The following is a 21,938-nucleotide window of genomic DNA, read 5'->3' as shown; positions in this document are numbered from 1 at the left end:
CGTGCGGACGCGACACCGTATAATTCAGCCCATGCTGCAACGCAACAAGTCGGATCGATGCCGGGCTTCAGTGTGCAGCCAGACGATTCTTCGCAGTGCAACATCCATCTCAAGGAACGCCCGTCATGACCAAGATCCAGACCCCCGAGCAACTCGCCGCCGTCGGCCAAGCCAACCTCGAAACGCTGATGTCGCTGGCCACCAGCGCCATCGCTCGCGCCGAGCGTCTGGCCGAGCTGAACCTCAACACCGTTCGCTCGGTGCTGGAAGACAGCGTCGCCACCACCCGCAAGCTGGCCGAAGCCAAGAACCCGCAAGAACTGGCAAACCTGCAGGCCGAGCTGACCAAGCCGATGATCGACAAGGCCGTCGCCTACGCCCGCAGCGTCCAGGAGATCGCGACCGAAGGCCAGCACGAAGTGTCGAGCCTGTTCGAGAAGCAGATTGCCGAGCTGAACAAGAACTTCGCTTCGATGCTCGAGCAGGCCGCCAAGTCGGCTCCGGCCGGTTCGGAAGGTGTGTTCGCCGCCGTCAAGTCGGCGATGGACACCGCCAACAGCCTGTACGACAACGCCAGCAAGGCCGCCAAGCAGGCTGCTGAAGTGGCCGAGGCCAACATGACCGCCGCCACCGAAGCGACCGTCAAGGCGATGACCGCGACCCAGAAGGCCGCCGGCAAGAAGTAATCGTACTTCGCGCGGGCGGAACGTCTAGCCCGCCCGATGAACAAGGGGCCAGCCCGTGTCATGCGGACTGGCCCCTTGTTTTTTCGCGGCGCCCCGCGCGAGCCGTTGCTGCACGGGGTGATGTGCGGATGGCCATTCGGCGCTTGCGGTCATATGGCGGATCGGCAAGTCCGTGCGCCGTGCTGTTCTGTGCGACGTGCTTGACGTTATCCTGGCCGCCTTCTAAAATGCGGCCTCTTTTCTGGAGGGCGGTTAGCTCAGCGGTAGAGCACTGCCTTCACACGGCAGGGGTCACTGGTTCGATCCCAGTACCGCCCACCACGGCAAAATTGTCGTGGATACCTCCGGAAAACCGATTGCAGTGCGTGCACATGCAGATCGGGCGGTTAGCTCAGCGGTAGAGCACTGCCTTCACACGGCAGGGGTCACTGGTTCGATCCCAGTACCGCCCACCAAATTACGAAAAAGCCGGCCATCGAGCCGGCTTTTTTCATTCCTGCGCGGCGAGGATCTCGTCAACTCAGGGGGAAATTCCGGATGTCGCCGGGGGCCATTGACTCGTGATTTCGCTCGACATAACCCGGCTCAACGCCAGCCAAGCCAGCGCGGCCTGATCGGAACCGGCTCGCTCGCAGGTTGGCGCACGTTTGCGTTCATGTGAGCGGGCGGGAAGGGGTTGGGAACGAACTTGCCGAGCGCCTCGCGTTGGCTTGGGGTCAGGCGCCGGTCGCCGGTGGATTGCGTAATGATCATGGTCTTGCTCCTCGCCCCCTGTTGAGCCGGCGTGACCGGCCTCGCGGGGGCGAAGAGGCGGTGACGCTTTAGCCGGAATTTGTCATCCGCCCCGGCAAGTTGTCGTTAATGCCGGCGGAGGGATCGGGTACCGATCCCGGTACTGCAAACGCAAAGAACCCGTTGGCCATGCAGGCTCAGCGGGTTCTTGACCGTCCGCTTTAGCTGCATTTGTAACGCGCCCGCAAGCTGTGCTTCAAATCGGCGCGATGTCGGGATTGAAGCGGACGGGCAGGGCAGTTGTCAAGGCGTCATGTCCGGGACGGCGGGCATTGCCGCTGATACAGTCCTGTTCTTCCATCAAAGGAAACCTCATGCTCAACGTTCTGATCGCCGGCGCCTCGCGCGGCATCGGCCTGGGTCTGGTCCGTGCGTACTTGGGGCGCGGAGACCGTGTGTTCGCCCTTGCGCGCGATCCTGCTGCCTCCGCCGGATTGGCGGAGATCTTAGGCCGATATGGCCGGCGCCTGCAGCTGATCGCATGCGACCTCAACGCTGCGGCCGCCCCGGAACAGGTCGTCGCCACGGTCGGGGACTGCCATCTGGATCGCGTGCTGCTCAACGCCGGCATCCCCGGTCCGCACAAGCAGGACGTGGCGAGCGTCAGCGACGCCGACGTTGCCCAGCTGTTCCTCACGAACGCGGTTGCGCCGTTGCGCCTCGCCCGTGCGCTGCGCCCACTGGTGCGCAGCGGGGGCGTTCTGACGTTCACGAGTTCCGTGATGGGAAGCCTGCAACTGAGTGTCGGCGCGAGCATGCCTTTGTACTCCGCCAGCAAGGCGGCATTGAACAGTCTGCTGCTCCATTGGGCGGCGGAACTCGGTTCATCGCGCGATTTCAGCCTGCTTGCCCTGCATCCCGGCTGGGTACGCACCGACATGGGGGGCGATCAGGCGCCGCTGAGCGTGGAGCAGAGTGTCGCGGGACTCGTTGACGTCATCGAAGCCGCCGCCGGCCTTGACCAGTGCCGCTTCGTCGATTACGAGGGCAACGCGTTGCCCTGGTAGGCGAAACACGCTCGGCCCGGCCTCCCTACTCGCACAGTCAACGAAGACGGTGACGTGCGACATGCCTGAACTTGGTTGAACAATGATGCCGCCCGTCACGCTCTCTCCCGACGAAATCGAGATCACCGCGATCCGTGCGCAAGGCGCGGGAGGGCAGAACGTGAACAAGGTGTCGAACGCGGCGCATCTGCGCTTCGACATCGCCGCATCCAGCCTGCCCGCAGAGGTTCAGGAGCGGCTGCTGGCCTTGCGCGACCATCGCGTCAGCAAGGACGGCGTCGTGATCATCAAGGCGCAGAAGTTTCGCAGCCTGGCGAAGAACCGCACCGAGGCGCTGCGCCGCCTGGAAGAGCTGATCGAGAGTGTCATGGCAACCCCGAAAGCGCGTCGTGCAACGCGGCCGACGCGTGCGTCCGTCGCCCGCAGGCTGGACGGGAAGGCGCGGCGGGCGTCGATCAAGGCTGGGCGGGGTAGGGTGGCCGAGTGAGCGACGTCCCCGGTCGGTGATCAGTCGGCGTCCAGCAAGCGCGCGCATTCGTCCATCATCGAGCGCGCCAGTTCCGAGTCGTGGTTCGGATCGAGCGCTTCCATCATCTCGTGCGCGGTGTAGAGGCCTGCTTCCCGTGAGAGCGAGCCGGCGATCTGGCGCGCGAGGCCGTCGCTGAGCGCGGACAAGTGGCGTCGATCCGCCAGCGACAGGCTGCGCTCGCTGCGCCGGAGCCAGTCGGCGATGAAGCTCGCGCCCTGGGCCTCGGTCAGCCACTGGCCGTGCTCGTAGAAGATCGTCAGGCGTTCGGCCGTCAGGGCAAAGATCAGCGCGGCGCGTGTTCCCCGACTGTCTGCAGGCGGCGTCGGGCGAGCTTGTGCGGGCATGGGCGTGTCTGCCATGAGGCGTGAAGTGAGGTCCGCATGCTAGCAGTCCCTGGCGTGCGGGTCCGAGGGGATTGGCATCATCGCCACCCAAGCGGGCCTATGGATACGGTCTGGCCGGACTCATGGAGTGGGCTCGGAGACCGCACAATCGGCGCAGTGGTCGATCGTTGAAGAAAATCTAGTTGCTGCGAGATTGGCGTAAGCATTTGTTTTACAAGAGTCCACTGTTCCTGCCGTACCACTATTCCTTGCCTGCTGTCAGAAGTAATAGTGGAAAAATATGAAAGCGTGAACTAAAAGTAGAAATACACGCATAGCGGGGATTTGCGATCTGATGCGCAACCAAGAACAACGACGGTTCACGATGCCAGCCGACAACACGCGGCCCTTCAAGAGCCACCGCTACGACGTCTTCGGCGTCAAAATCGCAAGACGTCTCACACTCTTCGGTGATCAGAACCTCTCTGCATTTATCGCACTTGAAGCTGATCCGTCCGTCCTTGCGTACTGCGAACGCCCGCTAGTAATCAATGACTTAAAGCCCAAGCGCGTTGTCGACTTCTGGGTGGAGCGCGAAAGCGGAGAAGAGCTATGGTTGCTGCTTCGGCCCACCGAGCGCACATGGCGTTCAGAGCCAAATCTGCCGAACGCCGCCTTCAACGTCTGGGCTGCGGCGAACGACCTGTCAATCGTGCTGCATCTGCCGGAAGACCTTGGGTTGCCCGACGAAGCGCGAAGAAACTGGGGTGAAATTCTCCGGTATCTAGGCGCGAATTCTCGGTTTGTTCATGCTGAACTTTCCGATCAGATCTATCGCATGTGCGGGGACGGCCGCACAATCGACGAGATTCAGAATCTGTTGGATGACGAAGATCCGATTCTAGTCCGCACCGCGATTTTTCGACTTGTACACGAAGGCCGCATTCAGATCCCAAGCATTCTCACGTCCGCGATCGGTCTTGATACCTTGGTGGTTTCGAGATGAAAACCTTCGCCTTCGGATCGCTTCGATTTCAAAGAGAATCCATCCCCGTCGAACTAAGGGACTGGTCGGTGTGGCCCATCGTTGATGATCTGAGCCTCGACGACGAGCAACGAAAGGCTTATCAATGCCGCGAGAAAGCCATCCGTTATTTTGTAGGCAATCCAGAGATGCGGATCGCCGACATTTGTCGCGCAACCGGAGTCTCGACCTCGACCCTGTATAGACTATTCGAAAGATGTTGTGAAAAGCATCCGGATGGACGGATATATGGCTTTCGAGGATTAATTCGATATCAGCGAGTCGCTCGGTATAGTCGCACCAAGCCCATAGCGCGAAGCGGCGTTAAAGAGAAAGGAGGGGCGGCAGGCGCGTTCTCCATGTTATTGGATCGGTACCCGTCCTTAGAAGTTTTCCTTGTCAAAGAGCTAAAAAGGCGCATTCGTCGAATCGACGCAGCAGAGGAAGTGCGAAAATCAGTTAAGAAGATTCATAAGGGATTTTTAGAGAAATGCAGGGAACTCGGGATTGGAGTGGATGATTATCCGTTCAATCAAGATTATTGTGGACTTCGATCGCTTGCAACGCATCTAAAAAGACTGGCAAATCAGTCATTCGAATTAGCGTCGCGAAACTCTGGAGCCAGTTCGGTCGGCGCGCCGATGACATCGAGTGAGCGGCGCGCGGCGCCTGCTGCTTTGAATCCGTTTGAAGTCGTCGAGTTTGACGGCCACAAAATTGACTTGCGCCTCGTTCTGACGGTTCAAGATCCTTACGGTCTCGAGACCCGCATGGAGCTCGGCCGAATCTGGATATTGGTCGTGCTAGATATACTAACCCGTGCTGTGCTCGGGTATACGCTGGCCTACGGCAAGGAATATACAAAGGACGATGTTGCGGCGGCACTGCAGGCAAGTCTGCTCCCGCATCAGCCTCGGAAGTTGAAAATTCCTGGTCTTGCCATACGGGCGGGCGGTGGCTTTCCCTCTGACGTCATTCCAGAAGCTGCCTTCGCGTGCTGGGAATGGTTCAGATTCGACAATGCGCAAGCAAACTTAGCCTACGATACGTTGGAACGCCTGTGTGAAGTGGTTGGATGCTGGACAGATGTGGGCCCACCGGGACAACCTAACCAGCGGCCATTCATCGAGCAGTTTTTCCGCGTAATAGCAGCACATTTTGCTCACCGCATTGCCGGCACGACGGGAAGTCGTCCCGACGATATCGTGCGACAACTGGGAGATCCAGGTTCAAAGGCTGAGTTGCTGATGAGTCTTGATGAACTGGAGGATCTTATTGAGGTAGTACTCGCAAATTATAACGGGGAAGTTGGGGCAAGCGGTAGGTCGCCCTTGGAGGCGATGGCGCATCACATAGCAAAACGAAGAGGTTTCATACGTTCAATTCCGAGAGAACAACGCGGGAAAATACGTTTAATTCAACAGGCGCGAATTGTTACAATTCGCGGAAGCATCAAGGATGGAGTGCGTCCGCATGTTAATTTCGAGCACGTAAGATACACAAGTGATGTACTCGGCAACAATCCAGGGCTAATCGGAAAAAAAGTCAGAATTTACTTTAATCCGTTTGATATAAGATGTTTAACAGCCTTTTTTATGGACGGAGCAGAGCTTGGCGTACTGACCGCATCTCGTCCCTGGTGTTACACCCCACATTCGCTGCGTGTCCGCCAAGATATTCGCCGGCTTAGGGCCCTTGGAAAGATAAAGATAGGCGAGGACGACGATCCGGTTGAGGCCTGGGTCAAGAACAAAAGAGCGGAGGCTGCTCGAAGCAAATCGGCGCGGCATCAACTCGCAAAGCATCGTCAGTCAGGGTCTAAGTTGCCGCGGGAAACTAATCTCCCGCAAGCGCCTGTAGAACCGAGGCACAATAGTGCACCCTCGCACTCCAACGAAACGAATCGCTCGAAAGCTGGCGAAGGCGGTCAGTCTCTAGTTGAGCATCCAAAGCCCCAGCCAAAGTCCCTCAAGATAAAGCGAACCATCGTTTTTTAGGAGGCGCCGGTGTCCTACGTTCGTCCTATACCGTTTGACCGGCATCCATTGGTCGAGCAGAAGTATATTCTTCCGACGCCATCCATCGAGGAGCTTTATCAACGCGTCAAGAAAATAATTCGCCTGCGCACTCCTGGGGCCATCATCTATGCACACCCGAGGTTTGGAAAGACGTACAGCATAAGATATATCCTTCGTGTTCTGAAAATGGACATGCCTGGTATCGTTACTTTTAGCTTCGGATGTAGAAAGAGCAAGAGTCATTCCGAGGACATGTTCTTCGCGACACTTTTACGTGCGGTTGGACATCCGGCAGCTGAGTCCGGATCTATTGCTCGCAAGCGCAGTCGGCTTGTCGAGCGGGTTTCAGAGCTCGTCGAACGGTCGCGTTATAACCTCGTCATTGCATTCGCAGACGAAGCTCAGCGCTTGGATATTATTGAATACGAGTGGCTTCGTGATGTTCACGATGAATTGGAGCGCGCCGGAATTCGGATGATCACACTCCTCGTCGGGCAACCTCAGCTCATTAATCAAAAGAACGCATTTCGAGAAGCGCGTCAGACGCAGATTGTTGCTCGATTCATGATAGACGAGATGCCGTTCCGCGGCATTCAGAGCCCAGATGACTTGGCGACCTGCTTGGCCGGCTATGATGAAGCTTGCTATCCGTTCTCTTCAGATTGGACATATACGCGGTTCTTTTTCCCCTATGCATTTTCGGACGGTTTGCGGCTCGTCGATCAGACTGAGGCGCTATGGGACGCCTTTGACGCAGCCCATTCGGAAGCGCGGTTTGATTTTTGCCTAGAAATACCGATGCAGTATCTAGCGCGTACCGTGGAAATCGCATTCATAGAGTACGCCGCATCTGATGCTGCAGACTTCAGATTCTCAAGAGCGATTTGGGATAACTGTGTCGAAGAGTCTAATTACGTTTCGGCCCAAGAAGAGCTTAAGCTTGTTATGGGCGACGGTTTTTACGAAGAAATATGAGGCCGTTTGCGAGAATCGTTCTTGATGAACCGATGCTCCCAGAGGTATCGTGGTGTTGGCGCGATACGTGGTCAACTGAACTCGACTCAATTTATGGAATGCTGTCGAAGTTCGCTGTTCTTAATGCCATCGGCGTCAAAGAGCTAGTAGACCTCTTCATAAGAAATGATCTTGGGGTTAAGAAGGCGACTCAAATGGATCCATACATCGATTTGCGAGTTGTCGGACCGTTTGATGTGCGTCGGATTGCACAAGAGTTCCGGTCTTCCGAGAAGGCAGTGCTCGGCGGTTTTGTTCTTGAGCGATTTCCAAATGCCCAGGCCAAGGCGCTCACTGACCTAAAGTGGTGCGAACGGTGCATGTGCCATGGATTGCATATTCCGTTTCATCAGCTCGATTACATAGGGGCCTGTCCAGTTCATGGCGTTTCCTTGACTCGCGGATGCCCTAAATGCAAGAGTCAGATCCCATATCGGCTGAGCCGCGATGTCTTTCGTAGTCCCTTCGCATGCCCAAAATGTGGATACGAATTAGCTGGGGCAATCAAACGACAGGCAGAGCGAAGCATACAACTCTCGGATGATCAGAGAAACCGTATCGAGGACATCAATAGGATTCTGACGGAAGAAGATAGGGTGGTGACCCTTGCATACGAATTCGATCGAGAATCGCGAGTGAGCGGATGCTCGAGGTTCGCCGTTGGTCGGGTCGATGTATTGAAGTCTCATCTAGACTATACGGGCTTCGTCGCCGCGGTCATGGATCATCTCAAAATTGATCATTCGTCGCAAATCCCCTTAGCGCTTGAAGGAATCAATGCGGTAACGCGCGGGATACCGGTTACCTTGATCGATGTGAAAAATGAAATCAGGCGTAGGCGTAGGTGGGTGAAGGCTCCGCCCAGAGCGGATCCGCTGCAATGGACGACGAGGCTGGATCAATTGGAAGTCGTATACCGAGCGGTGCGGCGTCACTTGTGGAGAAAGGTGCTCCGTTGGCATCGTCGCTGCGTCGATTCAGCGTGTCGCACCCTATGGTGGGATCTCAATGGAGAGACCACAGCAGACTTCTGCTCACAGGCAATTGCGTTTATTCGCTGGCGAATGTACTGGGAGGGATTGGCGGCGCCTTCGGATCTTTTCCGTGAGCCGAAGCGTCGTCCAAATGGACTTGTGGCGTGGAATCAAGCGTCGGTATCAATCATACGCTATAACTGGTCTGACGAGGGAGCGCATTGGGTAATGCAACATGCGTTCGCCGTAAGTCTGTTTGCGCGATTCTATCAATGTCTCGACGATGCCGTGATTGCCCGCACTACCGGGAAAGTCAATTGGGAACGTTTGGATTTCTCAGACGGAGCAGGTTCTCATTGGGCGATCTCTGGAAATGACAGCAAGCGATTTCCCTTGACATTCTTCAGTGATGCTCGTGCTCAGGCGGATCGTCGGAATCTTAACTATATGAGCGAGGGGCCGGCAGAGCATTTCCGTTGGCACTTAGACCGTGTGGCGAAAATTATGCGTTAGATTCCTTTGCGCAATGATCTCAAGTTGCGGACGGTCTTGCCATCGACGATGAGCATGTCGCTTCCTACCGCTCGAACGATGCCGCCCACCCAGCGCCGGAAGGCGTCCTCGAAGGTGCGTGGATCGAGAATGTGGAGGACCCTGCTGAAAGTCTCGCGCTACGGGATGCCATACCCCTTTACCGGTCCTCGCCAGCGATGTGAGGCTATCGAGCGGTTGCGTGTGCTGAGTGGGCGATCTTTGGACAGGCCTCGGTGGGGTGGCTGCTTGGCCGCGAGTAGAGACTTTCTGAAATCGGGAAGATAAGTCGTCGGCCCTGCAAAACGCAACAGCGCGCTCCACGATAGGCTTTTCGCCGATCCCGACCCGTTGGGTTCCCCGAGAAAGTAAAATACAACCCACTGAAACCTGAGAGATTTCACTCCGCACGGCCATAGCCACCGACGATTTTTTCCGTGCTCGCCTCGACCAGATGATCGATTTGCGTCACCAGCTAGCAGTGCTTGCGCAACGCATGCCATGGGCGCAGATCGGGGCGGCCTTGGCCCCGTCGTTCGCGCGCGAGGTGCGGACCGGCTCTCGCACGGAAGACGTCGATCTGTTTGGCCCGCGCGTGGAGCTCGTGGGCGCGGGTGTGAGTAACCCGGGACGGCCTCGATTGCCGATCCTGCTCATGGCTGCGCGGCTCTACCTCAAGCACGCCTTCAACTTGAGCGACGAGGAGTTGGTCATTCGCTGGTCGGAGAACGTGGTCTGGCTGTCACTGACCGCCACAATAGAGCCACCGATGATCGGCATATAGAAGCCACTCGAACCGGGCTCTGACGGACGTCGTTGGGGGGTCAAGAATCGATGTTTTTCGGGGTGCTGGCAAGGGCGTTTTTCGCCCGATTCGGCCCCTGTCGCGGGGCGCGGTAAGAGGCCCCGTCGAGCGTGAGGCAATAGGCGTTGTGGCGCAGCCGGTCGACGGTGGCCGAGGCGAGCAGCCGGTTGCCGGGGAAGGCCTGATCCCACTCGGTGAAGTCGAGGTTGCTGGTGACGAGGGTGGCAGCGCGCTCGCAGCGCTCGGCGATGAGGTCGTGCAGATCCTCGTCGGCGGGGGCGCGAAGGGGTTTGAGGCCGAAGTCGTCGATGATAAGCACCGGCACACGGGCCAGTTGCTGCAGCTTGCGCTCATAGGTGCCGACCGCGCGGGCGGCGTTCAGGCTGGCGAGCAATTGCGCGCAGGAGGCGAAGATGACGTCGTGCCCCTGACGCACGGCGCAGTGCCCGAGCGCCTGCGCCAGATGGCTCTTGCCCGTGCCGCAGGGGCCGACGATCAGCACCGGGGCGCGCTCGTCGATGTAGCGCCCGGTCGCGAGGTCATGGACCAGGGCGCGGTTGGTCGAGGGCAGGCGGTCGAACTCGAAGCCTTCGAGCGTCTTGCTGGCGCGGAAGGCTGCACGGCGTAGCCGGGTGCCGAACTTCTTCTGCTCGCGGCGGGCGATCTCGTCCTGGATCAGCAGGGCGAGAAACTCCGTGCAGGCGAGCTTGGCATCGATGGCCTGGCGGTTGCGGGCGTCGAGCGAGTCGAGGATGCCGGAGAGGCGCAACTGCTTGAGCTGCGGCGCCAGTTCGGTGGCGGGGTTCATGGTGAGGCTCCTTGGGTGAAGTGGGCGCGCGCTGCGCCCGGGTCAGTGGAACGTGGGGCCGTCGTCTTCGAACAGCGACGCGGTGGCGCGCGCGAAGCGGGCACGGCCGGCATAGGGCTCGTGGGTGATCGTGCGCATCGGGGCGAGGTCGTGACCGCCGGCGAGGATAGTCTTGACGGTGCGGTAGTGCGGGCTGTCGTGGGCAATGGCCCGCTCGCACGCGGCCTCGAGGCGCGCGGCGCCGTACGGGTCCTTGAGCGCGAGAACGCCCTGGGCGGCCCGCAGGCGCTCGCTGATGCGGTCTGAGAGCAGTTGCCCGATCAGCTGCGCGCACGCGTCTCCGATCTCGCGGGCCTGCTGCAGACACCAGCTGCGGTCGTGCGCGAAGAAGCGCTGGGCGGCCGGCGGCAGATGATCCGAGACGGTGCGCCGCTCACCAGGGCGCCGCGCGCGGGCATGCGTGGCGACGGGCTTGAAGTCGTGATAGACGGTGACCACGGCGTCGGTGGCCCGCAGCCACAACGCCTTGCCCACCAGCGCAAACGGCACCGAGTACAGCGCACGCTCGAAGCTGACGTGACAGTCGCGATGCACCGTCACGGCGTGCCAGGTGCCCAGGTCCGGCGGCACTTCGGGGAGCGGCAGCAAGGTGCTGCGCTCGAGGGCGAAGGTGTCGAGCGGGCGCACGCGGGTGGTGCCGTGAATGCGCAGCCCGGCCTCCTTCAGCACCCACTCGCGCACCTGCGCGTTGAGATCGGCCAGATCGCGGAAACTGCGCGTGGGCAGGAAGTTGCCCTTCACGTATTTGACGCCGGCCTCGACGATGCCCTTCTTCTGCGGGTCGTGCGGCGGGCAGGCGTCGATCCGGAAGCCGTAGCCTTCGGCGCACTCGGCGTAGGCGCGCTGCACCTGCGGGTCGTGCATGCACGCGCGGGTGATCGCGCACTTGGCGTTGTCGATGATGAGCCGCGCGGGCACGGCGCCGAACCACTCGAAGGCGCGACGGTGGCAGCCGAGCCAGGTGCGCACGCTCTGGTCCCAGACGAACTCCACGTACTGGTGACGCGAGAAGCAGAGTGTCATCACGAACGCCCAGGTGCGGCGGATCTCGCCTGTGGCGGGATCGACCAGGTGGGGACCGGCGCCGAAGTCCACCTGCGCGGCCTCGCCCGGTGCAAAGGTGAGGCGCACCGTGGCCTCGGGGGGCTGCTCGCGGCCGATCTGTGCGATCAGCCGGCGCACGCTCGAGTAGTGCCCGGTAAAACCGTGCTCGCGCTTGAGCGTGGTGTGGATCACCACGCCGGAGACGCCCTGTGCAAGCCACTGCTCGACCAGCGGCCGGTACGCGGCAATCGAGGACTGGGCCGTCACCGGCAACTTCGGCCGCCCGAGCGCGGCGGCGATCTCGGCGTCCTCGGGCAAAGGCCGCTCAGGATCGAGCCAACCCTGGGCGCGAGCCAGCTCGCGGAACCGGGCCGCCTTGCTGCGCCCCATCAGTTTCGAGCGCGCGATCTCGCGCTCGGAGTCGCCCTGGCGCATGCGCATCAGGGCCTGGCGGTACTCGTACATCTCGATGCTCCTGCGGGCCACCGCCTACCTCCTGCCAAACAAAAAGGCAGCAGGGTAGCGAGGGACCGTTCAAGGTCGAGACGTCCGTCAGAGGGGAAGTGGCTCCATTACGCCGATCCGGCGCTGGCCTCTATGTGCCGATCCGCGACTGGCTCCTATATGCCGATCACGGACTGGCCTCAATGTGCCGATCACGCGGTGGCTCCATTGTGCCGATCATCAACTGGCTCTAATGTGCCGGTCGGTGACAGTCTGGCAGTATTTCAGCGGCATGGACTACTACACGCCGGCGCTGCCGTGCGACGCCACGCAGATCGGACGCTTTCGCAAGGCGATCGGCGAAGCGGGGGTGGAGGAATTGCTGCGGGCGAGGATCGATGCGTCTGTGCAGATGAAGGCGACACCAGGTTTCTACCCTGAAGTCGTTCGCCATGAGCGCCGAGCGTTATCTCCGGCTCTTGCAAGAAGGCGCCTCGAATCACGTCGCTGACATCCACATCACCGAATTCGACAAGGAACAGCTCACGAGTCTGCTCGCATCCGAGCATCCCTCGGCAGTTTTCGAACTCGAGCGGGCCATCGTCGTCGAGCCGCGTCAAGTGCCGCAGAATGTCGTCACGATGAACTCAAGGACTTTGCTGCAACTGGACGACGAGGAAATGGAAGTGGCGCTGGACTACCCGGAGGACGCGGATGACAGCGCCGGGAAATTGTCGGTTTGCTCCGACATTGGTACCGCGATCCTGGGCTACAAGGTGGGCGATGCCTTCGACTGGCGCATGACCTCTCGCGAAACAAAGTGCGGGGTAATTTCGCGTTTGGGCCGTATTGGCGGGCTCATTTTTGTGCGCAGGCAGCATGAACGCCATGGTGAAGGTGAAACGCCCTCCGCAAGCTGTCTCTGGCAAGTGAAGCAAGACCCGACTGCAGGAGGGCAATCCAGGCAGGAAGAAGGTGCGGAAACGCGAGCCGTGACGACGATGTGATTGTGGGATGGTCTCTTTACGCAGTCACTCAGTTCGCCGCGGCACTGGTGAAGGTGTCAGGCATCTGCAACGCGACAATCTCGCCCTTGGCCGTGGCGATGCCATCGGCGAAGACGGTCGCTTCGACCACGACCTTGCGGCCCTTTATTTCCTTCACCTGACCCCGGATCTCGAGTTCCGGGCCAAGCGGGGTGGGCTTGAGATAGCTTACGTGCAGTGACCCGGTCACGAAGCGGAACGGGGGCTGGCTATCCATCGCCCTGTTTTCGGCGCGATACATGGCTGCCGCGGCCGTACCCGTGCCGTGGCAATCAATGAGCGAGGCGAGCAGGCCGCCATAGACGAAACCGGGAATTGCGGTGTGCTCCGGCTTCGGCTGATAACGGGTCACCGTTTCGTCGCCATCCCAGAGGGTCTTGATCTGGTGCCCGTGCTCATTGTTGCGGCCGCAGCCGTAACAGTGGGCAAGGTTCTCGGGGTAGTAGTCCTGGAATGCCTTCATGTTGTTGTCCTCTCGAGACGTCTGTGGTGCCTCGATGCTATGCGGAACTCGCCTCGCCGCGGATTGCGGGCGCGGACAAGCTGCGTGCAAATTCCGCCAATGATGCATCTCGGCGGTCGTATATGGCGACCGCCACCGACGCCACACCGCTTCTCTCCCTTTGCTGTCAGACGTGGAGTGTCTGATACGCTCACGAAAGCGCGGTCCGGGCGTGGCAAACCTATGATCACGCCCGTGATCAAGAAGGCGCGACCTTGCTGCGCGATGCAGAAGAGGAGTGCCACTTGAGTCGGCGATCGGTTTTCTTATTACCGGGCGCCTCGAAAAACCTCCGTCTCGCCCGCCCTTGGTAAAATTACGACGCCCTGAACGCCGCAGGCTGCACCGATGAAACCGCGTAGCGCTATCAAGACTGACCTGTTCGCTGACGAACACCACCGCAAGAAGCTCGACTCGCTGGGCGACCCGCTGGCCGACATCGAGTCGCACATCGACTTTGTGGCGTTGGCGGCCGAGGTGGATGAGGTTGCGCCGCGCCCGGCGAGCGCGCAGGGCGGGCGTCCGCCGTACCCGACCGAGACGATGGTACGGATCCTGGTGCTCAAGCGTCTGTACAACCTGTCCGATGAGCAGATGGAGTACCAACTGCTCGACCGCATGAGCTACAAGCGCTTCTGCGGACTGGTGAACGCGACCCACGTGCCGGACCGCACCACGGTGTGGATGTTCGAGAACCGGATCGGTGAAGCGGGCGCCAAGGCGCTCTTTGACGGAGTCTCGGCGCAGCTGTTGAAGCAGGGTTTCATCGCGCGCGGCGGTCAGATCATCGACGCCACCTTGGTCCCCGCCCCCAAGCAGCACAACAGCCGAGGCGAGAAGGCGCTGATCGAGCAAGGTGCGATGCCCGCCGACTGGAAGCCTGCGAAGCGGCGCCAGAAGGACATCAACGCGACCTGGACGAAGAAGCACGGCAAGAGCCACTTCGGCTACAAGCTCTCGATCAACGTCGACAAGAAATACAAGATCATTCGCCGAATCGAGACCGACACGGCGAGTACGCACGACAGCCAGCACTTCGACAACGTCTTCGATGCGGGCAACACGAGTCGGGACGTCTATGCCGACCGAGGCTACCCGTCCGAGGCGCGTGAAGCCTGGCTCAAAGAGAAGGGCTTCCGGAATCAGATCCAGAGGAAGGGCAAACGCAACAAGCCGCTGTCCGAGTGCCAGCAGCGGCGTAACCAGCGCATCGCCAAAACGCGCGTCCGGGTCGAGCATGTATTTGCCGCCATCGAGCAGATGGGCGGCAAGTTGCTGCGCACCATCGGTCAGGCGCGGGCGAACTTTGCGATGATGATGATGGCCGCCTGCTACAACTTGAAGCGGCTGGTCTACTTCCGGAAGGCCGGCATCGAGGCCTTCTGACGCCCGAAATGGGCCGAATCGCCGATGCCCGGGACGATTCGAGGCAAAAACGAGGCAACCCCGCCGAGAAACGCGGTGGTTTGCCAAAGAAATTGGGTCGAATTCGTTCGCGGTCATCATTGCGCGGCGGGATTCACTGAAAACCTCGGGTTATTCGAGGTCCCCTACCGATCGTGGCGACGCTGCTTCTGCCCGGTCAGTCTGCCGTTGCGTCGGCTGAACTGGCACGGGCGAAATACTGCATGAACTGCCATGGGTTCGGCGCCATGATTGTGGGGCCAGGCTATAGGGACATCGCCGCCTGTCGTGCCGGGGAACCGGGTGCTCAAGAGTTGCTTGCTGGCCGCATCCAGCGCGGTAGCGCTGGCGAATGGGGGCCGGTTGCCATGCCCGCGAATGCCGTCAGCGATGAGGACGCCCTGGTGCTTGCTCGGCAGATCTTATCTCTGGCGCCACATCGTCCGGACGCTTCAAGCGAGCGACTCGAAGCGGGGCCGCAGGCTGTCCGCTAGCAAGCGCGGCCCTGCAGGCGCAGGGCTTTACGGCAAGGGTCGTTCTGTAGAAGGGGGCACGCAACGTATCACGCCATCGAGGGAGTCCTCACCTTCCATAAATGGCCGACCAGATCTGGCTTGAGCGTCGGCTTTCTGGGCTCCCAACCGGCCAGTTTCGCTTCCTTGCCGGCCGTGGCGCGAACATGCTGGAGTGCTTTCACCTCGCTGACCGTTGCGGCGAGTTTCCGGCCGGAGGGAGGGGGATCACTTTCATGGGCGAACCTCACCATCGGAGTCGATGATGAAGCCGCTGGATAGCTCAATGACATGCTGGTCGCTATAGACGCCGCAGGCGCGCTCAATCGAATCTTTCATTCGTCTATGCTGGCAATGCGAGCCTCCCGCCCGATGAACAGCTTCCACGCCAGCCGCAGCAGGGCAAGCAGTGTCGCCAACTGGATCAGTGCAAGAAGACCGATACCGGCCCAGTATGCGGCGCCGTACTTGTCCACGAGCCCGGTTTCGACCCAGGCCAGGTGCCACCAGAACATGCCCATGACGAAGAGGGCGACGCCGGGGCAGATGAGGCCGAAGCTCACCGGATCCCGCCCCTCACCCGACAGATGCAGGCGGAGATAGCCGTTGAGCTGCATCACGCGATAGCCGATGAGCATCACGCCGATCTGGAGCATGAAGAGGGCGGTGAGCATGTAGAACAGCTCGCCGCCGTCCTGCGGAGACGCGAAGTGATGGACGAGTCCGTGGCGCAGTCGGACCCATTCGATGCCCAATAGGGTGAGGATCGGCACCAGCATCCAAATGCTCGGCGTGGCTCTTGGCTGCAGGCCGTGGGTCATCATCGCGGCAGCGCCGCCCACCAGTACGATCACGGCCACGATCACGGCGAGGACGAAGAAGAGAATGGACACCGTCGCCGCCAGCGCGGAGACCAGTTTCACATGGGACATCGCTGCCGGCGCAGCGAACCCGACCGAGAGCATGGCGAAGGTGAACACCGCTAGCAGGGGCGACAGATGGTTGTGCTCGCTGTCGCGATAGCCGCCATCGACGAGGAAGCGCGACAGGTAGCGGCCGTAGATCTGTAGCGCATGCCAGCCGATCGCGGCAAAGGCGAGCAGGGCGAAGGGGAAGAGGTATTCCACCACCGACCAAAGGCTGGGCACGAACAGCGCTCCGAGCACTAAACCGACGTTGACCGTCATCGCCAGCGTCAGGGGTACCGCCATCAGTTGCACCTCGCCGGGTGATGCGCGCAGCGATGCGAGATCGCGCTGGCCGGCGGCCGAGCGGTGAGCGCGGATGTTCCACCACAGCAGCGCGAAGTGGAGCAGCGCGAGCAGGACCACGGCGCCGGTGGCGATGAATGCAATCACGCGCACGACGACCGGTATCGCGACTTCGCCCGCCAGTGCGCTCTGCAGGTGTTCCCAGGTCGGCATCGGCGAGTCCGGATGCGGCAACAGCCACATCAGGTACATGAAGAACGAGACGGAGAGCCCACCTGCGCCGAGCGCGGCAAGCCAGTAACTCGGGTGATAGGGGGAAGCGGCGTTCGTGTTCGACATGGTTCCTCCTCGAATCCGTCAGTGACTCCAACCAGGAGTCGGTCTGGCGGTGATCTGGCAGATATGGCTGCCATGTGCGACAGTTTTGGCACTGGGGGCCGCTGTCCATTGTAGTGGGCGGCTGGACGCCTCGTTTTCCTGTTTCCACGTGTTGCGCCGGCTTCAGGACTAAGATTCATCAATCGGTCGCTACAGGCATGCGGCTTGCGTAGATGAACCATGCCGGCTTGGTGGAATGCGTTAGCAGGTTCCGTTCCATACAAGCCGCTTCGATCAGGGGCATGAACATGGATATCGCCTTCGGACCGGTTCCGTCGCGTCGTCTCGGGCGCAGTCTCGGCATCAACAACATTCCGCCCAAGCACTGCAGTTACGCCTGCGTCTACTGCCAGGTCGGCCCGACGCCCGATCAGGAGATCACGCCGCAACCGTTCTATCCGCCGGAGGAGATCCTGCGCCAGGTGCGTGGGCGGCTCGAGGCGGTGCGTGCCCGTGGCGAGGGTCGATTACCTCACTTTCGTTCCTGATGGCGAACCTACGCTGGACAGCCGACTGGGTGAGTCGATCGACGCGCTGCGCGAACTTGGCCTGCCGATCGCGGTGATCAGCAACGCCTCATTGCTCTGGTATCCGGAGGTGCGAGTGGCGCTCGCCCGTGCGGATTGGGTCAGCGTCAAGATCGACAGCGTCATCCCGCGGGTGTGGGACCAGATCAACCGCCCGCACGGCGTGCTGCGCCTTGTCGACATCCTGAGCGGCATCCAGCGCTTCGCGGCGGAATTCCGTGGGCGTCTGGTGAGCGAGACGATGCTGGTCGAGGGGCTCAATGACGCGGCGGAAGACATCGCGGCGCTCGGTCGCTTCATTGTCAGTACGGGCATCGGACGGGCCTATCTCGCGATTCCACATCGTCCGCCGGCCGTGGCCGGGGTGCGCGGCCCGGACGAATCCGTCATCCTCGCCGCGTTCCGGACATTGGCCGGGCAGGGCCTCGAGGTGGAGCTGCTGACCGCGTACGAGGGAGACGTGTTCGCCTACGCCGGCGACTTGCGCGCCGAGATCCTCGCGATCAGTGCGGTGCATCCCCTGCGCACGTCGGCCATCCGTGCGCTGGTGGAGAAGGCGGGCGGCAGCATGGCCGCGGTGGACGCGTTGCTCGCCGCCGGCGAGTTGCACCGGCTTGAGCATGAGGGCGAAACCTTCTACATGCGACGGCTTGGTGGCAAGGGATGACCACCGACCGGTGTGGGAATGTCCTCATCCAATATCCTGGAGGACCACGGAATGAATCAGCTTAGCGAACGAGAAAGAGCAGTGCTGCTCGAGGCGCTGGACGACGAGTACCACGCGTGGGCGACCTACGATCAGGTGATTACCGACTTTGGCGATGTGGCTCCTTTCACGAATATCAGGGAGGCAGAAGCCCGCCACATCGAGGCACTGCTGTCCCTGTTCCACCTGTTTAGCCTTCAGGCGCCGCACAACAGTTGGCCGGGACGGGTCGAGCGATACCCCAGCCTGCTCGCTGCCTGCGAGGCCGGTGTTTCCGCCGAGGTCGCCAACGCTGGACTGTATGATCGGCTTCTAGCGACGACCGAGAGTCCGGAGATCGCTGTGGTGCTGCGCCGGCTTCGGGATGCGTCGCAGCAACGTCACCTTCCGGCCTTCAGGCGGTGTGTTGAACGTCAGCGAGACGGTGGCGTGGCACAACAGGGGTGTAATGAGGGTAGCGGCCGCAGGTGGCGGGGTGGAAGGCTCTGACGCCAGGACGGCGCGTCAGAGGCGTTCTTTCGGAGACACGTAATGTCCGGGACTGCTGCGTTCGATGTGCATGCCGCGCGCTACGACGAGTGGTTCGAGCATCATCCCGGGGTCTATCAGTCGGAACTCATGGCGCTGCGGGCATTTCTTCCGGTGGCGGGCTTCGGGCTGGAGGTTGGCGTGGGTGGGGCACGTTTCGCGGCGCCCCTGGGCATCGCCGTCGGCCTGGATCCGTCGATGGCCATGCTGCGTCATGCCTGGCAGCGGGGTGTCGAGGTCGTGACCGGTCGCGCGGAGGCGCTGCCTTTCCGTGCGGAGTGCTTCGACAATGTCCTGGTCGTGACGACGCTGTGCTTCGTCGATTCACCCGCGCGCATGCTGTGCGAAGCCAGTCGGGTGCTCAAGCCGCAGGGACGATTGGTGATCGGCTTCATCGACCGTGATAGCCCGGATCGGTCGGGGCTATCTGGCACATCAGGCAGAGAGCGTCTTCTACCGCGATGCGCGTTTTCATTCGGCCGTCGATGTCCAGCAATTGCTGCAGGAAACGGATTTCCGGATCCTCGGCTGGGGCCAGACCCTGGGTGCATCCTTGCAGGAGACGGTCGCGGTCGACGCAGTGGAGGGCGGCTATGGACGCGGCGCCTTCGTGGTGGTCGCCGCAGAGAAGGGGACAGGTCGGCCCGGGCAGGGAGAGGCGTGATGGGTGTCGGTAACTTCTGGCTTCCGTTCTGCACCAGCCTGGTGGCGGCTGCCTTGACCTCGCTCGGCATCTATACCATCCGCCGTTTCGCCAACTGGGGGCAGCAGAACACGAGCTACTTCATCTGCTTTGCTGCGGGGGTGCTGATTTCGGCGTCCTTCTTGCACATCATCCCGAAGTCCCTGTCGATGAATACCGGTGCGCCGGCCTGGCTGCTTGCGGGATTCCTCGCCCTGCACCTCTTCAACCGGTTCGTGACGGCCTTCGTCTGCGAACGCAGCCCGGACAGCAAGGACTACGTGATCGGCGTGATTCCGTTGCTGGGCATCGGTTTCCACTCGTTCATCGATGGTTTCATCTATTCGATCGCCTTCAACGTCAGCGTCCTCACCGGGTCGCTGGCGACGCTGGGCATGGTGCTGCACGAGTTTCCCGAAGGCATCGTCACCTACCTGCTGCTGTTGCGCGCAGGGTTCGGCGAACGCAAGGCCCTGCTGCTGGCGGCGATTGCCGCGGCAGCCACGACGCCGCTTGGAATGGTGGTGTCTTTCCCGTTCGTGCGCACGGTAGGGCCGGATGTGCTCGGTGCGCTGCTCGCGCTCTCGGCCGGGGCGCTCGTGTATGTCGGCGCGACCCACCTGTTGCCGCGCGCCGAGCGGGAGGCGAAACGCTTCAGCCTGCTGGCCCTTGGCGGCGGGGTGCTCGTGGCGGCCATCATTGTTGTGTCGAAAGCCTGAGGGGCATTTGCAGTCGGTCCTTGTCAGGAATACGCCGACTGTCATCCGTGGCATGCAGTGACGGTGGTGGCGAGTTGTGGCAGTCAATATTGCGTTGAGCCGCGGCAATCTTCTCGCGTAGATCCCACTGTTTTCGGGTGAATCATGGGGCTCATCGGGGTGGCGCGAGTTTTGCTGACTGTCTCGTATCCGCACTGTCTGCCATGACCAGGCACGACGGGCTGATATCAAGAGGGAGCGCCCGCGAGCGCTGTCAGCGTTTGCCAGATGCGAGCGATGAACCTCTTTGCCGATCTACCCTGACACACGAGGATTACCATGGATCAGACGACTTCGACCCGCCGCAAATTCATCAAGATGACCGGCGTGCTTGCAGTCATTCCGCTGGTTGCTGCTGCAGGTTCGGCGCATGCGGCCAGAAATAGCGCGATGCGCTCGGCGTTGAAGTACCAGGAGACGCCAATGGGCGAGAAGAAGTGTGCGACCTGCTATCACTTCGTACCCGGCGCGGATGCCAACAGCCTTGGCGGCTGTAAGATGTTCCCCGGCGATGACGAGGTGAGTCCCAATGCCTATTGCGCTGCCTGGGCGCTGAAGAAGTAAGGCTTGCCAAACGGGCTTGTTTGACTCAGCCCCAGCCCACTACGCAGTGTGGGCTGGGGGCTTAGACGTTTACTGCCAGGGATTCGGCTTCGGCGTCTCGTTGGACGACGGCGGCAGCAACGGCATCACGAAGGTCGGCTGATCGCCGGTCAGCGTCTTCAGGAAAGCGACGATGTCGGAGATTTCCTGTTCGCTGTACTTGCGACCGAGTTGCAGGCGGCCCATGAGCTCCACCGCCTGTTCCAGCGTCGCGGCTTCGCCGTCGTGGAAGTACGGGTAGGTGAGCTCCACGTTGCGCAGTGTCGGCACCTTGAAGTTCATGCGGTCTTCATCCTTGCCGGTGACGCCCGCACGGCCTTCGGCCGGGTTGTTCGTCTTGTACGGCTCGAACAGACCCATCTTCTGGAACGAGGTGCCGCCGGCCGCCGGACCGTTGTGGCAGGCCACGCAGCCGCTTTCCTTGAACAGGCCGTAACCGGCAAGCTCGCGGTCGGTCAGCGCCTTGTCGTCGCCCTTCAGCCACTGGTCGAACGGCGAGTTCGGCGTGACCAGGGTTTCCTCGAAGGCGGCGATCGCCTGGGTGATTTTGTCGATGTTGATGTCGGCCGAGCCGAATACCTCATTACTCTTCAAGCAGGCTACGCAGTATCCATGCCGTCTTTTCGTGAACCTCGATCCGCTGTGTCAGGACGTCTGCCGTGGGCTGATCGTTTGCACTGTCGACGACCGGGAAAAGCGCGCGAGCGGTCCGCGCTACGGTCTCCTGTGCCGAAATCAGCAGCCGAATCATCTCGGGCGCCTTGGGCACGCCATCGACCTCCTCGACCGAAGCCAGTCGGGCGAACTCCTTGTAGGTGCCGGGTGCGGGGAAGCCGAGCGCCCGGATTCTCTCGGCAATCACGTCCAACGCGTTCCATTGTTCCGTGTACTGCGTCATGAACATGTTGTGCAGGCTGTTGAACTGTGGTCCCGTCATAAATGCAGATCGATTCGATCTGACTTGATATGTCTTGGGTGCTCCCTATCGCCGGCGGGTCTGTCGTCGTTGGGGAGCGCCGGCT

The 21,938-nt window shown here is 60.9% G+C and carries 20 protein-coding genes, 2 tRNA genes, 5 pseudogenes and 1 riboswitch; of the genes and pseudogenes, 18 read left to right on the top strand and 9 right to left on the bottom strand.

The genetic code is table 11. The features are described from left to right. Window positions 1–125: 125 nt before the first annotated feature. The 3 genes from CKCBHOJB_RS10620 (at window position 126) to CKCBHOJB_RS10610 (ending at window position 1,141) form a co-directional block, all read left to right on the top strand. A complete protein-coding gene (locus CKCBHOJB_RS10620) occupies window positions 126–686 on the top strand; it encodes a phasin family protein (protein WP_281048640.1) in 561 nt (186 codons plus the stop codon). Window positions 687–932: 246 nt separating this feature from the next. Beyond that, a tRNA-Val gene (locus CKCBHOJB_RS10615) sits at window positions 933–1,007 on the top strand. A 59-nt stretch (window positions 1,008–1,066) separates the two neighbouring features. Continuing rightward, a tRNA-Val gene (locus tag CKCBHOJB_RS10610) sits at window positions 1,067–1,141 on the top strand. Window positions 1,142–1,271: 130 nt separating this feature from the next. Here the strand turns inward: CKCBHOJB_RS10610 and CKCBHOJB_RS10605 are convergent. Then, a complete protein-coding gene (locus CKCBHOJB_RS10605; RefSeq protein ID WP_281048639.1) occupies window positions 1,272–1,439 on the bottom strand; it encodes a hypothetical protein in 168 nt (55 codons plus the stop codon). Window positions 1,440–1,618: 179 nt separating this feature from the next. After that, a riboswitch (SAM riboswitch) is annotated at window positions 1,619–1,696 on the bottom strand. 96 nt (window positions 1,697–1,792) lie between these two features. Here CKCBHOJB_RS10605 and CKCBHOJB_RS10600 point away from each other — a divergent pair. Then, a complete protein-coding gene (locus CKCBHOJB_RS10600; RefSeq protein ID WP_281048638.1) occupies window positions 1,793–2,485 on the top strand; it encodes an SDR family oxidoreductase in 693 nt (230 codons plus the stop codon). Between the two features lie 82 nt (window positions 2,486–2,567). Further along, a complete protein-coding gene (gene arfB, locus CKCBHOJB_RS10595; RefSeq protein ID WP_281048637.1) occupies window positions 2,568–2,972 on the top strand; it encodes an alternative ribosome rescue aminoacyl-tRNA hydrolase ArfB in 405 nt (134 codons plus the stop codon). A gap of 20 nt (window positions 2,973–2,992) precedes the next feature. On the opposite strand, the gene CKCBHOJB_RS10590 is transcribed toward arfB, so the two are convergent. After that, window positions 2,993–3,358, bottom strand: a complete 366-nt coding sequence (locus CKCBHOJB_RS10590) for a hypothetical protein (RefSeq protein ID WP_281048636.1) — start codon at window positions 3,356–3,358, stop codon at window positions 2,993–2,995. 334 nt (window positions 3,359–3,692) lie between these two features. Here CKCBHOJB_RS10590 and CKCBHOJB_RS10585 point away from each other — a divergent pair, with 334 nt between their 5' ends. The 4 genes from CKCBHOJB_RS10585 (at window position 3,693) to CKCBHOJB_RS10570 (ending at window position 8,880) form a co-directional block, all read left to right on the top strand. Further along, complete coding sequence (locus tag CKCBHOJB_RS10585) at window positions 3,693–4,343, top strand: hypothetical protein (RefSeq protein WP_281048635.1); 651 nt, start codon at window positions 3,693–3,695, stop codon at window positions 4,341–4,343. After that, window positions 4,340–6,358, top strand: coding sequence for a hypothetical protein (locus CKCBHOJB_RS10580; RefSeq protein ID WP_281048634.1), 2,019 nt, complete (start codon window positions 4,340–4,342; stop codon window positions 6,356–6,358). Before CKCBHOJB_RS10585 ends, CKCBHOJB_RS10580 begins: the two co-directional genes overlap by 4 nt. Before the next feature lie 9 nt (window positions 6,359–6,367). Continuing rightward, entirely contained in the window at window positions 6,368–7,354 is a 987-nt protein-coding gene (locus CKCBHOJB_RS10575; protein WP_281048633.1) for an ATP-binding protein, read from the top strand. Between the two features lie 98 nt (window positions 7,355–7,452). Beyond that, window positions 7,453–8,880, top strand: coding sequence for a hypothetical protein (locus tag CKCBHOJB_RS10570; RefSeq protein WP_281048632.1), 1,428 nt, complete (start codon window positions 7,453–7,455; stop codon window positions 8,878–8,880). A gap of 26 nt (window positions 8,881–8,906) precedes the next feature. Here the strand turns inward: CKCBHOJB_RS10570 and CKCBHOJB_RS10565 are convergent. Then, window positions 8,907–9,050 (bottom strand): annotated as a pseudogene (locus CKCBHOJB_RS10565) (ISAs1 family transposase); the annotation flags it as partial. 302 nt (window positions 9,051–9,352) lie between these two features. Between CKCBHOJB_RS10565 and CKCBHOJB_RS10560 the strand changes: the two are divergent. After that, window positions 9,353–9,637: pseudogene (locus tag CKCBHOJB_RS10560) on the top strand (transposase); the annotation flags it as partial. Between the two features lie 85 nt (window positions 9,638–9,722). On the opposite strand, the gene istB reads toward CKCBHOJB_RS10560, so the two are convergent. Together istB and istA are read right to left on the bottom strand one after the other, a co-directional pair. Further along, on the bottom strand, window positions 9,723–10,511 hold the full coding sequence (istB, locus tag CKCBHOJB_RS10555; protein WP_281048631.1) for an IS21-like element helper ATPase IstB: 789 nt from the start codon (window positions 10,509–10,511) through the stop codon (window positions 9,723–9,725). A 42-nt stretch (window positions 10,512–10,553) separates the two neighbouring features. Next, window positions 10,554–12,080: an IS21 family transposase gene (gene istA / locus CKCBHOJB_RS10550; protein WP_281051675.1), complete on the bottom strand. Its 1,527-nt coding sequence runs from the start codon at window positions 12,078–12,080 to the stop codon at window positions 10,554–10,556. Window positions 12,081–12,330: 250 nt separating this feature from the next. Between istA and CKCBHOJB_RS10545 the strand changes: the two are divergent. Together CKCBHOJB_RS10545 and CKCBHOJB_RS10540 are read left to right on the top strand one after the other, a co-directional pair. Continuing rightward, window positions 12,331–12,480, top strand: a pseudogene (locus CKCBHOJB_RS10545) (transposase); the annotation flags it as partial. A 31-nt stretch (window positions 12,481–12,511) separates the two neighbouring features. Continuing rightward, window positions 12,512–13,066, top strand: a complete 555-nt coding sequence (locus tag CKCBHOJB_RS10540; RefSeq protein WP_281048630.1) for a GreA/GreB family elongation factor — start codon at window positions 12,512–12,514, stop codon at window positions 13,064–13,066. Between the two features lie 28 nt (window positions 13,067–13,094). Here CKCBHOJB_RS10540 and CKCBHOJB_RS10535 read toward each other — a convergent pair whose 3' ends face one another. Further along, window positions 13,095–13,568: a PaaI family thioesterase gene (locus CKCBHOJB_RS10535; protein ID WP_004291330.1), complete on the bottom strand. Its 474-nt coding sequence runs from the start codon at window positions 13,566–13,568 to the stop codon at window positions 13,095–13,097. A 387-nt stretch (window positions 13,569–13,955) separates the two neighbouring features. Here CKCBHOJB_RS10535 and CKCBHOJB_RS10530 point away from each other — a divergent pair, with 387 nt between their 5' ends. Next, window positions 13,956–14,993 carry an IS5 family transposase gene (locus CKCBHOJB_RS10530; RefSeq protein ID WP_048709013.1) on the top strand — a complete coding sequence of 346 codons (1,038 nt, stop codon included), beginning with the start codon at window positions 13,956–13,958 and terminating at the stop codon, window positions 14,991–14,993. Window positions 14,994–15,858: 865 nt separating this feature from the next. On the opposite strand, the gene CKCBHOJB_RS10525 is transcribed toward CKCBHOJB_RS10530, so the two are convergent. Continuing rightward, entirely contained in the window at window positions 15,859–17,073 is a 1,215-nt protein-coding gene (locus tag CKCBHOJB_RS10525) for a hypothetical protein (RefSeq protein ID WP_281048629.1), read from the bottom strand. 281 nt (window positions 17,074–17,354) lie between these two features. Here CKCBHOJB_RS10525 and CKCBHOJB_RS10520 point away from each other — a divergent pair, with 281 nt between their 5' ends. The 5 genes from CKCBHOJB_RS10520 to CKCBHOJB_RS10500 all read left to right on the top strand — a co-directional run bounded on the left by CKCBHOJB_RS10520 (window position 17,355) and on the right by CKCBHOJB_RS10500 (window position 20,877). Further along, on the top strand, window positions 17,355–17,600 hold the full coding sequence (locus CKCBHOJB_RS10520) for a hypothetical protein (protein ID WP_281048627.1): 246 nt from the start codon (window positions 17,355–17,357) through the stop codon (window positions 17,598–17,600). Continuing rightward, entirely contained in the window at window positions 17,566–18,306 is a 741-nt protein-coding gene (locus CKCBHOJB_RS10515; protein ID WP_281048626.1) for a radical SAM protein, read from the top strand. Before CKCBHOJB_RS10520 ends, CKCBHOJB_RS10515 begins: the two co-directional genes overlap by 35 nt. Window positions 18,307–18,357: 51 nt before the next feature. Next, window positions 18,358–18,834 carry a hypothetical protein gene (locus tag CKCBHOJB_RS10510; protein ID WP_281048625.1) on the top strand — a complete coding sequence of 159 codons (477 nt, stop codon included), beginning with the start codon at window positions 18,358–18,360 and terminating at the stop codon, window positions 18,832–18,834. A gap of 42 nt (window positions 18,835–18,876) precedes the next feature. Beyond that, window positions 18,877–20,274: a ZIP family metal transporter gene (locus tag CKCBHOJB_RS10505; RefSeq protein WP_281048624.1), complete on the top strand. Its 1,398-nt coding sequence runs from the start codon at window positions 18,877–18,879 to the stop codon at window positions 20,272–20,274. Between the two features lie 318 nt (window positions 20,275–20,592). Next, entirely contained in the window at window positions 20,593–20,877 is a 285-nt protein-coding gene (locus tag CKCBHOJB_RS10500) for a high-potential iron-sulfur protein (RefSeq protein WP_281048623.1), read from the top strand. Window positions 20,878–20,946: 69 nt separating this feature from the next. Here the strand turns inward: CKCBHOJB_RS10500 and CKCBHOJB_RS10495 are convergent. Continuing rightward, a pseudogene (locus CKCBHOJB_RS10495) lies at window positions 20,947–21,528 on the bottom strand (cytochrome c peroxidase); the annotation flags it as partial. Continuing rightward, window positions 21,500–21,853 (bottom strand): annotated as a pseudogene (locus CKCBHOJB_RS10490) (DNA starvation/stationary phase protection protein); the annotation flags it as partial. The pseudogenes CKCBHOJB_RS10490 and CKCBHOJB_RS10495, both read right to left, overlap by 29 nt. Window positions 21,854–21,938 lie beyond the last annotated feature (85 nt).

It is taken from the genome of Thauera sp. GDN1 (genome assembly GCF_029223545.1).
In the GTDB taxonomy this organism is placed as follows: domain Bacteria; phylum Pseudomonadota; class Gammaproteobacteria; order Burkholderiales; family Rhodocyclaceae; genus Thauera.
This window is presented reverse-complemented; position numbering and strand designations above follow the sequence as displayed.

Excerpts from the sequence above, each read along its gene's own strand:
- CKCBHOJB_RS10620 (WP_281048640.1), top strand. The coding sequence starts at position 126 with ATGACCAAGATCCAGACCCCCGAGCAACTCGCCGCCGTCGGCCAAGCC.
- CKCBHOJB_RS10605 (WP_281048639.1), bottom strand. The coding sequence starts at position 1,439 with ATGATCATTACGCAATCCACCGGCGACCGGCGCCTGACCCCAAGCCAA.
- CKCBHOJB_RS10600 (WP_281048638.1), top strand. The coding sequence starts at position 1,793 with ATGCTCAACGTTCTGATCGCCGGCGCCTCGCGCGGCATCGGCCTGGGT.
- arfB (WP_281048637.1), top strand. The coding sequence starts at position 2,568 with ATGATGCCGCCCGTCACGCTCTCTCCCGACGAAATCGAGATCACCGCG.
- CKCBHOJB_RS10590 (WP_281048636.1), bottom strand. The coding sequence starts at position 3,358 with ATGCCCGCACAAGCTCGCCCGACGCCGCCTGCAGACAGTCGGGGAACA.
- CKCBHOJB_RS10585 (WP_281048635.1), top strand. The coding sequence starts at position 3,693 with ATGCGCAACCAAGAACAACGACGGTTCACGATGCCAGCCGACAACACG.
- CKCBHOJB_RS10580 (WP_281048634.1), top strand. The coding sequence starts at position 4,340 with ATGAAAACCTTCGCCTTCGGATCGCTTCGATTTCAAAGAGAATCCATC.
- CKCBHOJB_RS10570 (WP_281048632.1), top strand. The coding sequence starts at position 7,453 with ATGCTGTCGAAGTTCGCTGTTCTTAATGCCATCGGCGTCAAAGAGCTA.
- istB (WP_281048631.1), bottom strand. The coding sequence starts at position 10,511 with ATGAACCCCGCCACCGAACTGGCGCCGCAGCTCAAGCAGTTGCGCCTC.
- istA (WP_281051675.1), bottom strand. The coding sequence starts at position 12,080 with ATGTACGAGTACCGCCAGGCCCTGATGCGCATGCGCCAGGGCGACTCC.
- CKCBHOJB_RS10540 (WP_281048630.1), top strand. The coding sequence starts at position 12,512 with ATGAGCGCCGAGCGTTATCTCCGGCTCTTGCAAGAAGGCGCCTCGAAT.
- CKCBHOJB_RS10535 (WP_004291330.1), bottom strand. The coding sequence starts at position 13,568 with ATGAAGGCATTCCAGGACTACTACCCCGAGAACCTTGCCCACTGTTAC.
- CKCBHOJB_RS10530 (WP_048709013.1), top strand. The coding sequence starts at position 13,956 with ATGAAACCGCGTAGCGCTATCAAGACTGACCTGTTCGCTGACGAACAC.
- CKCBHOJB_RS10525 (WP_281048629.1), bottom strand. The coding sequence starts at position 17,073 with ATGTCGAACACGAACGCCGCTTCCCCCTATCACCCGAGTTACTGGCTT.
- CKCBHOJB_RS10520 (WP_281048627.1), top strand. The coding sequence starts at position 17,355 with ATGAACATGGATATCGCCTTCGGACCGGTTCCGTCGCGTCGTCTCGGG.
- CKCBHOJB_RS10510 (WP_281048625.1), top strand. The coding sequence starts at position 18,358 with ATGAATCAGCTTAGCGAACGAGAAAGAGCAGTGCTGCTCGAGGCGCTG.
- CKCBHOJB_RS10505 (WP_281048624.1), top strand. The coding sequence starts at position 18,877 with ATGTCCGGGACTGCTGCGTTCGATGTGCATGCCGCGCGCTACGACGAG.
- CKCBHOJB_RS10500 (WP_281048623.1), top strand. The coding sequence starts at position 20,593 with ATGGATCAGACGACTTCGACCCGCCGCAAATTCATCAAGATGACCGGC.